13 protein-coding genes are annotated in these 12,831 nt (G+C 35.9%); 9 read left to right on the top strand and 4 right to left on the bottom strand.

What is annotated here, in order from left to right:
* Positions 1-14: 14 nt before the first annotated feature.
* From DIT68_RS04430 to nqrF, 5 genes are read left to right on the top strand one after another with little or no spacing between them, the layout of a single operon-like run.
* The gene (locus DIT68_RS04430; protein WP_109358600.1) at positions 15-1,292 is read left to right on the top strand and encodes an NADH:ubiquinone reductase (Na(+)-transporting) subunit B; all 1,278 of its coding nucleotides are present in this window, start codon (positions 15-17) and stop codon (positions 1,290-1,292) included.
* A 2-nt stretch (positions 1,293-1,294) separates the two neighbouring features.
* Positions 1,295-2,014, top strand: coding sequence for an NADH:ubiquinone reductase (Na(+)-transporting) subunit C (gene nqrC / locus DIT68_RS04425; RefSeq protein ID WP_109358599.1), 720 nt, complete (start codon positions 1,295-1,297; stop codon positions 2,012-2,014).
* 4 nt (positions 2,015-2,018) lie between these two features.
* Positions 2,019-2,708 (top strand): NADH:ubiquinone reductase (Na(+)-transporting) subunit D, encoded by a 690-nt coding sequence (locus tag DIT68_RS04420; RefSeq protein ID WP_109358598.1) that lies wholly within the window; start codon positions 2,019-2,021, stop codon positions 2,706-2,708.
* 21 nt (positions 2,709-2,729) lie between these two features.
* Positions 2,730-3,446: an NADH:ubiquinone reductase (Na(+)-transporting) subunit E gene (gene nqrE / locus DIT68_RS04415; RefSeq protein WP_109358597.1), complete on the top strand. Its 717-nt coding sequence runs from the start codon at positions 2,730-2,732 to the stop codon at positions 3,444-3,446.
* Positions 3,446-4,744 carry an NADH:ubiquinone reductase (Na(+)-transporting) subunit F gene (gene nqrF / locus DIT68_RS04410; RefSeq protein ID WP_109358596.1) on the top strand — a complete coding sequence of 433 codons (1,299 nt, stop codon included), beginning with the start codon at positions 3,446-3,448 and terminating at the stop codon, positions 4,742-4,744. The genes nqrE and nqrF overlap by 1 nt, the downstream gene beginning before the upstream one ends.
* 1,218 nt (positions 4,745-5,962) lie before the next feature.
* On the opposite strand, the gene purE is transcribed toward nqrF, so the two are convergent.
* Both purE and DIT68_RS04400 read right to left on the bottom strand, forming a co-directional pair.
* Positions 5,963-6,445 carry a 5-(carboxyamino)imidazole ribonucleotide mutase gene (purE, locus tag DIT68_RS04405; RefSeq protein ID WP_109358595.1) on the bottom strand — a complete coding sequence of 161 codons (483 nt, stop codon included), beginning with the start codon at positions 6,443-6,445 and terminating at the stop codon, positions 5,963-5,965.
* A 36-nt stretch (positions 6,446-6,481) separates the two neighbouring features.
* Positions 6,482-6,727, bottom strand: coding sequence for a 4a-hydroxytetrahydrobiopterin dehydratase (locus tag DIT68_RS04400; protein ID WP_109358787.1), 246 nt, complete (start codon positions 6,725-6,727; stop codon positions 6,482-6,484).
* 375 nt (positions 6,728-7,102) lie between these two features.
* Here DIT68_RS04400 and DIT68_RS04395 point away from each other — a divergent pair, with 375 nt between their 5' ends.
* Both DIT68_RS04395 and DIT68_RS04390 read left to right on the top strand, forming a co-directional pair.
* Complete coding sequence (locus tag DIT68_RS04395; RefSeq protein ID WP_109358594.1) at positions 7,103-7,720, top strand: hypothetical protein; 618 nt, start codon at positions 7,103-7,105, stop codon at positions 7,718-7,720.
* A gap of 280 nt (positions 7,721-8,000) precedes the next feature.
* Positions 8,001-8,264 carry a hypothetical protein gene (locus DIT68_RS04390; protein WP_109358593.1) on the top strand — a complete coding sequence of 88 codons (264 nt, stop codon included), beginning with the start codon at positions 8,001-8,003 and terminating at the stop codon, positions 8,262-8,264.
* A 59-nt stretch (positions 8,265-8,323) separates the two neighbouring features.
* Here DIT68_RS04390 and DIT68_RS04385 read toward each other — a convergent pair whose 3' ends face one another.
* Positions 8,324-9,079 carry a zinc ribbon domain-containing protein gene (locus DIT68_RS04385; protein WP_109358592.1) on the bottom strand — a complete coding sequence of 252 codons (756 nt, stop codon included), beginning with the start codon at positions 9,077-9,079 and terminating at the stop codon, positions 8,324-8,326.
* Between the two features lie 5 nt (positions 9,080-9,084).
* Positions 9,085-10,185 (bottom strand): Nif3-like dinuclear metal center hexameric protein, encoded by a 1,101-nt coding sequence (locus tag DIT68_RS04380; RefSeq protein WP_109358591.1) that lies wholly within the window; start codon positions 10,183-10,185, stop codon positions 9,085-9,087.
* Positions 10,186-10,529: 344 nt separating this feature from the next.
* Here DIT68_RS04380 and clpP point away from each other — a divergent pair, with 344 nt between their 5' ends.
* Both clpP and clpX read left to right on the top strand, forming a co-directional pair.
* The gene (clpP, locus tag DIT68_RS04375) at positions 10,530-11,198 is read left to right on the top strand and encodes an ATP-dependent Clp endopeptidase proteolytic subunit ClpP (RefSeq protein WP_109358786.1); all 669 of its coding nucleotides are present in this window, start codon (positions 10,530-10,532) and stop codon (positions 11,196-11,198) included.
* A 160-nt stretch (positions 11,199-11,358) separates the two neighbouring features.
* Positions 11,359-12,603, top strand: coding sequence for an ATP-dependent Clp protease ATP-binding subunit ClpX (gene clpX, locus DIT68_RS04370; RefSeq protein ID WP_109358590.1), 1,245 nt, complete (start codon positions 11,359-11,361; stop codon positions 12,601-12,603).
* Positions 12,604-12,831: the final 228 nt, after the last annotated feature.

The following is a 12,831-nucleotide window of genomic DNA, read 5'->3' as shown; positions in this document are numbered from 1 at the left end:
TAAATTTTAGGAAATTGAAAGCATTAAAAAAAGTCATTCAAAATCTTGACCCAAAGTTTGAGAAGGGTGGTAAGTGGGAGAAAATGTACCCACTTTACGAAACGCTCTCCACATTTTTGTTTACACCAAAACATGTAACACAAAAAGGGTCACATATACGTGATGGGGTAGATTTAAAACGTACCATGTTTATGGTTGTTTTAGCTATGATTCCAGCATTATTATTTGGTATTTATAATACAGGTCACTGGCATTATGAATTACAATCTTACCTTAATCCGGAACAATATGGTGCTTACAGCGACTATCTTACTGGATTTGGAGATAAAGTTGTTTACGGATTATTCCAAGTTTTACCACTGGTAATCGTCTCTTATGGAGTCGGTTTAGCTATTGAGTTTATATTCGGTTTTGTACGCGGACATGGGCTTCATGAAGGGTTTCTAGTTTCTGGGATGTTAATTCCATTAACAATGCCAGCTGACGTTCCGTTATGGATGGTTGGTGTTGCTACAGCATTTGCAGTTGTTATAGGTAAGGAAGTTTTCGGTGGAACAGGAATGAACATCGTAAATATCGCATTAACGGCAAGAGCATTCTTGTTCTTTGCTTACCCAACGGCAATGTCAGGAGATAAAGTATGGAAATCTGGAACAACGGATGTTATTGCAGAAAACGGAGGTACACTTCCAGATGGTGCGTCAGGTGCTACTGCGCTAGGTGATTTAGCTTCATTTGTTGGAGATTCCCCTGTTGTTTCTGGAGAAGTCCTCGCGGGAGGTTCAACAAGTGCTGAGTTAATTCAGAAATTTGAAGGAGCCTACGACCCACTGCATGCAATTATCGGAATGATTCCTGGTTCTGTAGGAGAAACCTCTGTAATTGCTATTTTGTTAGGGGCAGCATTGTTACTTTATACTGGTGTAGCTTCATGGAGAATTATTCTTTCTTTCTTCGCTGGAGGTTTGGCATTCGGTTTATTAATGAACCTAGTTGGAGCAAATGCATACATGGATATCCCGGCTTACTATCACCTAATAATTGGTGGATTTGCTTTTGGAGCAGTGTTCATGGCAACAGATCCAGTTACTGCATCGCAAACACAGTATGGTAAATTATGGTATGGTTTCCTAGGTGGGGGACTAGCGGTATTAATTCGTGTACTTAATCCAGCATATCCTGAAGGGGTAATGCTTTCGATTTTGTTTATGAATATAATGGCTCCATTGATTGATCACTATGTTGTTCAAGCAAATATTTCAAGACGTCAAAAACGATTTAAAACAGCTTAGATATGAAAGTAAATAAAGACGCAAACGGTTATACTTTTGCCTTCTCAATTATATTAGTAATAGTTGTGGGAGTGATCCTTTCTTCCCTTTCAATAGGATTAGGACCTTTGAAAAAAGCAAATGTAGAAGTAAAAAAGAAAATGAATATTCTTTCTGCTTTGGGTGTAGAGTCTACACGTAAAGATGGTAGCGAGAAATATGATAAATACATTACTGAGAGTTACGTGATTTCTCATTCTGGTAATTTACAAGAGAATCTTCCAGCAGAAAAGCAAGCTTTTAGTTTAGATGTACAAAAGCAATTTAGAGATAAAACAGTAAAAGTTACAGATCGACTTTATCCAATTTTTGAGGCGGAAAAAGACGGTGAAAAATTGTTTGTTTTACCTGTTGTAGGTAAAGGGTTATGGGGTCCAATTTGGGGATTCGTAGCTTTAGCAGACGATTACGAAACTATAGTGGGAACTTCATTCGATCATAAAGGAGAAACTCCTGGATTGGGTGCTGAAATCTCTCAGAGTTTTTTCGAAAACCGTTACAACGGTGAAAAGATTGCAAGCAATGGAACATTTACACCAATCTCTGTAGTTCAAAATGGTTCTGGTTCTGAATCTCAAAAGGTAGATGGAATTACAGGAGGAACGATCACCTCAAAAGGTGTGGAGCGAATGGTAAATGAGACCATGGAAGTTTATTATAAATATTTCAGTAAAAATAAATAGTGCTATGAGTAACACTGAAGAAAAAGTTAAAGCGCCAAGCGAGCCGTTGTTCTCTAAAAAGAACAAACGTTTAATTACTGATCCATTATCGGATAACAACCCAATTACAATTCAAGTTCTAGGTATTTGTTCTGCATTGGCCATTACGGTTCAGGTAGAGCAAGCTTTCTGGATGTCCATTTCCGTAATTTTCGTTATGGTATTTGGTAACTTAATTGTCTCCTTGCTAAGAAATCTTATACCATCACGTGTACGTATTATTGTACAGTTAGTAATCGTTGCATCGCTGGTTATTATTGTAAACGAGTCGCTTCAAGCCTTCGTACCAGATGTTTCTGAAAAGTTATCGGTCTTTGTAGGTTTGATTATCACCAATTGTATTATCATGGGTCGATTTGAAGCCTTTGCTATGGCCAACAAAGCATGGCCGTCAATCTTGGATGCGGTAGGTAACGCTATTGGTTATGCTTGGATTCTACTTCTTGTTGCACTTGTGCGTGAGGTGTTAGGTTCAGGAAAAATCTGGGGAGCGTCCATTTTCGGGAACAACTTGCCTGGCGAGGAAAGCGGACTTTACGCATTAGGTTATGTAAACAACAATATGATGATTCTTCCACCAATGGCCTTGATCGTTGTGGGAATTATTATCTGGGTTCAGCGTTCAATGAACAAGGAACTGGTAGAAGAAAATTAATAAGAAGTTAAGATTTTAATTATGGAAAGTACATTAGATATATTCGTAAAGGCGATTTTTACCGAAAATATGATTTTCGCGTATTTCCTTGGGATGTGCTCGTATTTAGCTGTTTCTAAAACAGTTAGGACGGGTGTTGGTCTAGGGTTAGCGGTTGTTTTCGTATTGGTAGTTACCGTACCAATGAACTATTTGCTAGAGAACTATGTTTTAAAAGAAGGAGCTTTATCTTGGTTAAATCCTGAGTATGGAGTGAGCGGATCAAAAACGATTGATTTGAGTTTCTTATCTTTTATTATGTTCATAGCTGTTGTAGCGTCAATTGTTCAGTTAGTTGAAATGTTGGTGGAGAAATTTGCTCCTGCGCTTTATGGAGCGTTAGGTATTTTCTTACCACTTATCGCTGTAAACTGTTCTATTTTAGGGGGAGCATTATTCATGCAAGACCGTCAATATTCTACAATTCTAGATGCAACATCATTTGCTCTAGGGTCTGGTATTGGATGGTTTATCGCTATTGTTTCCTTGGCTGCTATTCGTGAAAAGATACGTTATTCAAACGTTCCACCAGCATTGAGAGGTTTAGGTATTACTTTTATCGTAACTGGATTAATGGGGATTGCTTTCATGAGTTTCATGGGGGTTGAATACGGGAAAAAGAAACAAGAAAAAACGAATACAATTAGTGGAGGTGCAGTAGAAACTTCACAAATTATTAATGTAAAACAAGAAAACTAATGGGTTTATCAATTTTAATTACAGTAGTATTTTTCTTAGCAGTAATTTTATTGTTGGTTTCTATGTTGCTTTTTGTAAAAGCAAAATTGTCTCCTTCAGGAAAAATTAAGATTACTATTAATGGAGATAAAGTTTTAGAAGTTAATGGAGGAGACACTCTATTATCTACTTTAAGTAATGAACAAATCTTTTTGCCATCGGCTTGTGGTGGTGGTGGAACTTGTATTCAATGTGTATGTCAGGTTCACGATGGAGGTGGAAGTATTCTACCAACTGAGGAACCACATTTCTCTAGAAAAGAAATTAAAGACAATTTCCGTCTGAGTTGCCAAGTGAAGGTAAAAGAAGACATGCAAATTGAAGTGCATGAAGAGATCCTAGGAATTAAAGAATGGGAAGCGAAAGTTGTATCTAATTACAACGTGGCGACTTTCATTAAGGAATTTATTGTTGAGATCCCAGAGGATATGAACTACAAAGCGGGTGGTTACATCCAAATTCGTATTCCTAATTGTGTGGTTGATTTTAAAACAATGGACATCACAGCTCACCCTGAGGATCACCCAGGACAGCCTGATAAGTTTAAAGCAGATTGGGATAAGTTCAAATTATGGCCTCTTCAAATGAAGAATACAGAGGATACTGTCCGTGCTTATTCAATGGCTTCTTACCCTGCTGAGGGAAGAAGAATTATGTTAAACGTACGTATTGCAACTCCACCATTTGACCGTAAGGCGGGTGGATGGATGAAAGTGAATCCAGGAATTGCGTCGTCTTATATCTTTAATTTGAAACAAGGAGATCCAGCAATTATCTCTGGTCCTTACGGTGAATTCTTCATCAACGAGGAATCAGATGCTGAAATGCTTTACATTGGTGGTGGTGCTGGTATGGCTCCAATGCGTTCTCACCTATACGAATTGTTTAAGACAATGAGAACAGACCGTAAAGTGACTTATTGGTATGGAGGTCGTTCGAAAGCTGAATTGTTCTACATTGAGCACTTCCGTGAATTAGAGAGAGAATTCCCTAACTTTAAATTCTATATGGTACTTTCTGAACCATTAGAAGAGGATAACTGGACAGTGAAGAAAGATATCCACGATGAGGAAGCGGATGGATTTGTTGGATTCGTTCACCAAGTGGTAATTGACCAATATTTAAGTAAACATGATGAACCAGAAGATATCGAATTTTATTTCTGTGGTCCACCATTGATGAACCAAGCGGTTCTTAAAATGTGTGATGATTGGGGTGTTCCTCCAGAAAACGTATCATTTGATGATTTCGGGGGTTAATCTGAATTTATGATATTTAAAAAAAGCGTTTCGAGAGAAACGCTTTTTTTTGGTCTAATTTGTACGGTTATTTTGGTCTAATTTGCACGGTTTTTTGCAGATACGCAAGGCTGTGCGTATCTGCAAAAAAATACATCTATGTATTAAAAAATATTGGGTTACCAATATAAGCCGTTATCTAAAGTTTATTTGAGGGAAATCCTATCGTCACCGTTAAGCTGTTTTTCAGTGTTACATTGAATTTGTGGGGATATGTTATATTATAAAACAATGGCCAGCTAATATTCACACGTCAATTACAAGTAAAATCACGTCAATATTTTTTCAATTTATGCTTCTTTTCGAAATAAGATTGACATTTAGCTATAAGTTTTCTTGTGGCTTGTCGATGTGAAACTAGACCGAGAAATAAGCAAAAGTTCCCTCAAGATTTAATCTCTTGCGGTAACTTTTTTTTAGGATGTGAGTTCAAAAAAGAGGGGGAATTTAACCCTTTTACAAAATGTTCCTGCAAGATTATATCCTGTGGGAACGCTTTATTTACCTAATGTGCTACTTCGTGGTATATCTTGTGGGAACGCTTTAATCTTGTTCTTTTATGCACTTCATCTTTTACAGAGTCTAAAAGATCAACTCAAGATATGATAAGACTAATTTTTATACAGGGATTTTTAGTCAAGAAAAAACTTTATCCTTAACTTTTAAAACTGACCCGTTTTTCATCCAATTGAGAAGTTTTTAAAAAAACGAATTATTTGGATTCGACTGATCATTAATTTGTTTTGAAATTTATAATTGCCACAGGAGTGGCAAAATGTTAATAAAAACAATTATGAGTTCGCTCCTAAAGCCACGGAGTGGAGACACATGGGTACAAGTTAAGTAATTAACACCCTTTCTTTTCAAAAAAAGAACTAGTCTAGGTTAATGAAAGTATTAATTCTGGTTTGTGTCACCTCTGTGGCATAATAAAAAGCGCAAGCCGTTTTTTATTAACATATCACCAACTCTGTGGGCTTAGCTAGGATTACAGCATAGAAAAATCTCCTTCCATAAACGAACTAACTTGGTAACCCAAAAAAAAATATTTCCGTCAATCGTTAAAAGTTGAAACATCTTTCAATGAAACAACACTACACAAAAACCATTCTGTTAGCCAATAAAAAAAGGAGAAAACCCATGGGCTCCTCCTTTGCTATGTATTATCTATTGATGAATCTATTTCAATTCTTCTGCTGTTTTCAATACAGCTTGTTTGAGTTCATCGATATATTTTACCAATCTTTCCATCAGTTCAGGTTCTGCGACTGCGACAATTTTTGCAGCAAGTATTCCTGCATTCTTTGCGCCATCTAATGCTACGGTAGCTACAGGAATTCCTCCAGGCATTTGTAGAATGGATAAAATAGAGTCCCAACCATCGATAGAATTCCTAGATTTGACAGGAACACCGATAACAGGAAGGGGAGTTAAAGAAGCCACCATTCCTGGTAAATGGGCTGCACCTCCTGCACCAGCAATGATCGCTTTAATTCCTCTTAAATGTGCATTTTTTCCATATTCAAACATCTTTTCAGGTGTTCTGTGGGCGGAAACAATATCCATTTCATACTTTACTCCTAAATAATCGAGAATATCAGCTGCTTCTTGCATTACTGGTAAGTCTGATTTACTCCCCATTATAATTCCTACTTTGGTCATAATTTGTTTTTCGTCAAAGATAAATATTTTATGAAATTATATCGTTTTGAGTGCTTCATCTATTCTTTTCGACATTTTATGATCCATCTCTGTTACGATATTTCCTTCTTCGCTTGTGGTGAGTTTAATATTCACTTTTTTATAACTGTGTAAAAGAATAGTGGGGTGATGGTCCAAATCCTCTGCAATTTCGCCCAATTTATTTACGAATGCTAATGCCTGATTGAAATCTTCAAATGTGAAGTCTCTTTCTAATCTGTTGTTTTCAATGCTCCAATTCATAATTGTAATTTTTGGTTTATATTCTGGTATTAAATTAAGTAATGATTTTGATTTTTCAAAAGAAATTTTAGCGCAACTTAGAATGCTGTGACTAATCAAATTTAGTCCTTTAAAACTTAATTTTACTGCTGGCATTTCAACCAACTACTGCCATACCAGTTCCATTTTAAAGAGGTTATCAGCGATGTCTTTCCAACAGGGATTTTCCATTGAAATAAAACTGGAACTAATTTGACAATCATTTAGCTTTAATTAAAATTGTGGAATTAAAAACGACCTTCTAAATAAAATTGAAGATAAAAGTATTGATCTTACAAGCTCTTGACGTTTTTTACGGTCTTCTTTCTTTGGACTTCACTATTTTCACATTTGTTTATGATTGGGTTGTTTGTATTTGGAAAACTTGATTTATCTTTGGGCTATATGAAGTGGATTGGCGATCGTGTAAGTTTTTTGGATAAAAAGGAGAGTATCAGTTTTGTTATTTATCCTCCAAAATTGGGACGTAAAAAAGGATTATTAATTTCCTGGTTCTTGTTATGGCTGCTCATTGGGGGGTATGTAGCTGCTCAAATGTTTAAGGATTATGGCAACCAAGAAAAACTCATCTTGTTTATATTTATGATTTTTTGGTTGTATTTCGCTATTCGGGTTTTTAGAACTATGATCTATCTCTTTTTTGGAAGGGAGTATATTAAACTAGATAAAAATGTGTTGCGAATCAAGCGTTCTATTGGTTCATATGGAAAGTCTAAACAATACTTGATAGAGAATATTTCTAGATTTTCTTTAATCGAAATGAAGGAGAATTCTATTCAGAAAGTTTACGATGATTCCTTATGGGTTCGAGGTTCAAATAGGCTACAATTCGAATTTTTCCAGAAACGTATTTCTTTTGGTAGAAAGCTGGAAGAGAAAGATGCCAAAATGGTGTTTCAAATCTTGACGAAAAGAATAGAAAAGTTTTTGAATACAAAGAAGAAGGAAGGGTAGGTTTGCGTTATTTGGGTTTGGGCTTTAGGCTTTACGCTTCAGGCTTTACGCTTTAGGCTTTACGCTTTAGGCCTTGCGCTTTGTGCTTTGCGCTCTGCGCTATAATTGGGTGATTGTTAAGGAAGGAACAAATGCATTCGTAGTGTTGTTTTAATCAATATAAAATCGACCATAATTGATGCTTTTTTATATTTTTCACCAGTTTTTCAGAATTTTCAAATCGAATTAAACGATTAAAAAGGATTTTTACGGTAAATGGAATTTAATTTAGTTTTAAAATATGAAGCAAGATTCTAAAAAGCAAACTGAATTATTGAAGTCCATTGAAAACTTTATTATCACTAGCAATTTAACTTTTAGAGTTGAAGATGATAAAGGTGATTATTTATTTTATCTCACATCTAAATCAGGCTTGCCATTTACTTTTGATGTGTGCGATGGTTATGTTGAGTTTTATGGTGATAAAAGTCACGATTTGATTAACTATTATGATTCTGACTTTATTGAAAAGACCTTAAAAATGATTCAATCTTATTTGGAATAAATAACCAATAAAAAAGCCCTAACAATTCTGCTAGGACTTTCTCTATATTATTGAAAAAATTAGTCTTCTAATTCTTCACTAGGAACTAAAATTCTTCCACAGTGTTCACAGATTATGATCTTTTTCTTTTGAACGATATCTAATTGACGTTGTGGTGGGATTCTGTTGAAACATCCTCCACAAGAATCACGATCAACAGGAACAACTGCTAAACCGTTTTTAGCGCTAGTACGCAATCTTTGGTAAGCTGTTTTTAAGTGATCATCCAATTGTTTCATTGCTTTTTCTGATTTTTTCTTGAGTTTTTCCTCGTCTTTTTCAGTTTCAGCAATAATATTTTCTAGTTCAGCTTTTTTTACTTTTAAGTCTGTCTTACGACCTGTCAGCTTTTCCTGAACATCACTAATTACTTCTTTTTTGTGAGCAATTTGGGCTTTTGCTTCTTTTGCTTTCTTTTCGTGTAATTGAATTTCCAATTCTTGGTATTCAATTTCTTTACTTAGAGATTCAAACTCACGGTTGTTACGCACGTTATTTTGCTTCTCTTTATATTGTAGAATCGCAGCTTGGGCATCTTTTTGCTCATTCTTACGGTTACTGATATCAGTTTCTATATCTTTTAGTTCGCCAGTCAATTTCTCAACTCTTTTTTCCAAACCTTCGATGTCTGCCTCAAGGTCTTCAACCTCTAAAGGAAGCTCACCACGAATTGTTAAAAGACGATCAATTTCTGAATCAATTTGCTGTAAATTCGCTAATGCTTCTAAGCGCTCAGCGATAGTTGTGCTTGACTTAGCTTTTGCTTTTGTTGCCATAAATGCTAAAAATAATTAATAGGGTTTGTATTCACCTTACTCAAATGGAAGGCAAAGTTAATAAAATTTTTCTTCAATAGTGCAAGAATTAAATCAGGAGTATATTGCTCACTCTCAAAATGTCCGATATCTGCGATGATAATCTCTTTTTCCGCATCAAAAAACTCATGGTATTTGAAATCTCCTGTGATGTAAATATCTGCTTTTTGACTTTTCGCATTGCCTAACAAAAAGCTGCCTGAACCTCCACAAAAAGCTACCGTTTCAATTTCTTGTTTCACCAATTCAGTGTGTTGAATAGTTCCGCAATTAAAAGCTGTTTTAATATGCTTTAAAAAGGCTTTAACCTCCATTGGTTTTTCGAGTTTTCCTATCATTCCTGATCCTTCATCTTGATTCACATTGGAAATTGGGTAGATTTCATGGGCCACCTCTTCATAAGGATGAGCAGAAATCATGGCATTCACGATTTGTCTTTCTTTGTGAGCAGAAATCAGTACTTCAACACGTTTTTCTTTCGCTTTTTCTTGTTTTCCCTTTGTACCCAAAGTAGGGTTTGCCTTTTCATTGGGCAAAAATGTTCCTTCACCGTCACTGGAAAACGAACATTCGGCATATTCTCCTATATTTCCTCCACCTGCTTCAAAAATAGCTCGAGTAACTTTCTCCGCTTCATTTTCTGGACAAAAGAATACTAGTTTTTTTAAAACATTCTTTTTTGGAGCCAAAACACGTGGATTGTCAATTCCTATGCGTTTTGCAATTTCATAATTCACCCCAAATTTATAATTATCCAAATTAGTGTGAATGGCATAAATCGCGATGTCATTTTTTATGGCTTTAATGACAGTGCGCTCAACGTAGTTTTTACCATTCAACTGTTTTAATCCGCCGAAAACGATAGGGTGGTGCGCAATAATTAAATTGGCTCCAATTTTTATGGCTTCTTCCACCGTTTCTTCGATGCAATCCAACGAGAGTAGGACTTCGGTGACTTTCATTTCGCGATTTCCTACAATTAAGCCTGAATTGTCATAGCTTTCTTGACTACTTAAAGGTGCAAATCCTTCCAGGTAATCGGTGATGTTATTAACTTTTAATTCCATAGTAGACAAAGGTAAGGAAATTACGAATTACGAATAAGGGAATTACGAATTCAATTCGTAAATCGTAATTCAACAATTCGTAATTAATTTTTAAAATCTGCCAGAATGACGTCAACCAATTACACATATCATACAGAATCTTCATTTTTGGCGTGTTTCATTCCAATTTTGACTGACCGATGAAGAAAGCATGATATTTGATATTCAAAAAATGAATTACGGGTTTTAAATCATTTACATCAATTCGTAATTCGTAATTATGTAATTCGTAATTAAATGTTGAACAATTTTAATTGGGAATTGTATCTTTAACGCGATTTAAGAACATGCAAAAAGAGAAAAATATGTATAATAAAGATGAGTTTAAAAAATACGCAACAAAGCATTTAGGGATTAATAGTGCTCATGTTGGACAATATATTGAATCTTCAATGACACCTTATATTATTGAGGAACGTCAATTGAATATGTCACAAATGGATGTTTTTTCTCGTTTGATGATGGACAGAATTATATTTTTAGGAACTGGAATTGACGACCAAGTAGCGAATATCATTAACGCTCAATTGTTGTTTTTAGAGTCTGTAGATCCTAAAAAAGACATTCAAATTTACTTAAACTCTCCGGGTGGAAGTGTTTATGCAGGATTAGGAATTTATGACACAATGCAGTACATCAGTCCAGATGTAGCAACGATTTGTACAGGTTTGGCGGCTTCTATGGGTGCAGTTTTATTGTGTGCAGGTGCAGAAGGAAAACGTACAGCATTGAAACATTCACGTGTGATGATTCACCAACCATTAGGTGGTGCGCAAGGTCAGGCTTCTGATATAGAAATTACAGCGCGTGAGATTCTGAAATTGAAGAAAGAATTGTACGATATTATTGCAACACATACAGGAAAGCCATTTGACAAAGTGGAGCATGATTCTGACCGTGACTACTGGATGACTTCAACAGAGGCGAAGGAGTACGGAATGGTGGATGAAGTGTTGTTACGCAAGAATAAATAAGTAGTTGATATACAATTGGTTTGTCGTTGAGTTTTAGAGTTCGAAACGAAATTAAACAAGGCAGTTTTACGCTCCCTTTTGGGTAGCCAAATGGAATTGCGTATTTTTGTAAAATTAATCAAAAGGTCGATAGCGATATTGACCTTTTTTGTCAAGATATATGAGTAAAAAAGAAACAACATGTTCTTTCTGTGGCCGACCAAAAAGTCAGGTCAGATTGTTAATTGCGGGAATTTCAGGGCACATTTGTGATCACTGTATTATTCAAGCGCAAACGATTGTGAAAGAAGAAATACCAAGTGGTGGATTAGGAATTGACGGTGGATCTGATGATGCGCCTTTGAACTTGATGAAGCCCACAGAAATAAAAGCCAAATTAGACGAATATGTGATTGGTCAGTTATCTGCCAAGAAAACTTTGTCTGTTGCGGTTTACAACCATTATAAGCGTTTAAACCAGAAGGTTGGCGATGATGACATCGAAATTGATAAGTCGAACGTGGTGATGGTTGGACGAACAGGAACAGGGAAAACACTTTTAGCGAAAACTATTGCTAAAATGTTAAACGTTCCTTTTTGTATCGCTGATGCCACTGTTCTAACGGAAGCAGGATATGTTGGTGAAGACGTTGAAAGTATTTTATCGCGTATTTTGCAAGCTGCAGATTACAATGTTCAAGCGGCAGAACGTGGAATTATCTTCATTGACGAAATTGATAAAATCGCACGTAAAAGTGACAATCCTTCCATTACGAGAGATGTTTCTGGAGAAGGAGTTCAGCAAGCTTTGCTAAAATTGCTTGAAGGAGCAGAGGTGAATGTTCCGCCACAAGGAGGAAGAAAGCACCCAGAGCAAAAGATGGTAAAAGTGAACACTAAGAATATCTTATTTATTTGTGGTGGAGCCTTTGACGGAATTGAGAAACTGATTGCGCGCCGTGTAAATCGTCAAACAATTGGTTTTGCGAACGAGGAAGAGGAAAGAATTGACAAGGACAATTTATTGGAATTTGTGAATCCTACAGATTTAAAATCCTTTGGTTTAATTCCTGAATTGATTGGTCGTTTCCCTGTATTGACTTACTTGGAACCACTAGACAAAGCAGCATTGCGTAGAATTTTAACAGAACCTAAAAATTCATTGTTCAAACAATATGTTAAGTTATTTGAAATTGACGGAATAGACTTGAAATTCGACAGCGAAGTCCTTGATTTCATTGTTGAAAAAGCCATAGAATTCCAATTGGGTGCTCGTGGTTTACGTTCAATCTGTGAAGCCATTCTAACAGAAGCGATGTACGAAATTCCAGCAAGTAAAGATCATGCGAAGGAGTACAGGGTAACTTTAGAATATGCGAAAAAGCAATTTTCAAATTCTAAGATGGCGAAAATGAAGGCAGCTTAGATTATTTGAGTAAAACTATTTTGAAAGGCGGTTCTGTTAGGTCAGGGCCGCTTTTTTTTGTGGGGTAAAGCTTCGCTTTGGTATTTAGCGGTTTGTTTTGGGGAGTTGTTTTTTTTTTTTTGGTGTTTGTGGGTGGAGTGGTGGAGAAGTAAGTAATTTTAAATGTTTGTTAGTATTCGTTGAGGTTCTATTGTGTTTGAAATAAGGATTCTAAAAGTGTAGTTGTTC

The organism is Brumimicrobium oceani, from assembly GCF_003143775.1.
Lineage (GTDB): Bacteria > Bacteroidota > Bacteroidia > Flavobacteriales_D > Crocinitomicaceae > Brumimicrobium > Brumimicrobium oceani.
Note: the sequence above shows the minus strand (reverse complement) of the source record. Positions and strands in the feature narration are given on the sequence as shown.

What these genes read in the sequence shown, in the direction of transcription:
- nqrC (WP_109358599.1), top strand. Translation starts at nt 1,295, where the DNA reads ATGAAAGTAAATAAAGACGCAAACGGTTATACTTTTGCCTTCTCAATT.
- DIT68_RS04420 (WP_109358598.1), top strand. Translation starts at nt 2,019, where the DNA reads ATGAGTAACACTGAAGAAAAAGTTAAAGCGCCAAGCGAGCCGTTGTTC.
- nqrE (WP_109358597.1), top strand. Translation starts at nt 2,730, where the DNA reads ATGGAAAGTACATTAGATATATTCGTAAAGGCGATTTTTACCGAAAAT.
- nqrF (WP_109358596.1), top strand. Translation starts at nt 3,446, where the DNA reads ATGGGTTTATCAATTTTAATTACAGTAGTATTTTTCTTAGCAGTAATT.
- purE (WP_109358595.1), bottom strand. Translation starts at nt 6,445, where the DNA reads ATGACCAAAGTAGGAATTATAATGGGGAGTAAATCAGACTTACCAGTA.
- DIT68_RS04400 (WP_109358787.1), bottom strand. Translation starts at nt 6,727, where the DNA reads ATGAATTGGAGCATTGAAAACAACAGATTAGAAAGAGACTTCACATTT.
- DIT68_RS04395 (WP_109358594.1), top strand. Translation starts at nt 7,103, where the DNA reads ATGATTGGGTTGTTTGTATTTGGAAAACTTGATTTATCTTTGGGCTAT.
- DIT68_RS04390 (WP_109358593.1), top strand. Translation starts at nt 8,001, where the DNA reads ATGAAGCAAGATTCTAAAAAGCAAACTGAATTATTGAAGTCCATTGAA.
- DIT68_RS04385 (WP_109358592.1), bottom strand. Translation starts at nt 9,079, where the DNA reads ATGGCAACAAAAGCAAAAGCTAAGTCAAGCACAACTATCGCTGAGCGC.
- DIT68_RS04380 (WP_109358591.1), bottom strand. Translation starts at nt 10,185, where the DNA reads ATGGAATTAAAAGTTAATAACATCACCGATTACCTGGAAGGATTTGCA.
- clpP (WP_109358786.1), top strand. Translation starts at nt 10,530, where the DNA reads ATGTATAATAAAGATGAGTTTAAAAAATACGCAACAAAGCATTTAGGG.
- clpX (WP_109358590.1), top strand. Translation starts at nt 11,359, where the DNA reads ATGAGTAAAAAAGAAACAACATGTTCTTTCTGTGGCCGACCAAAAAGT.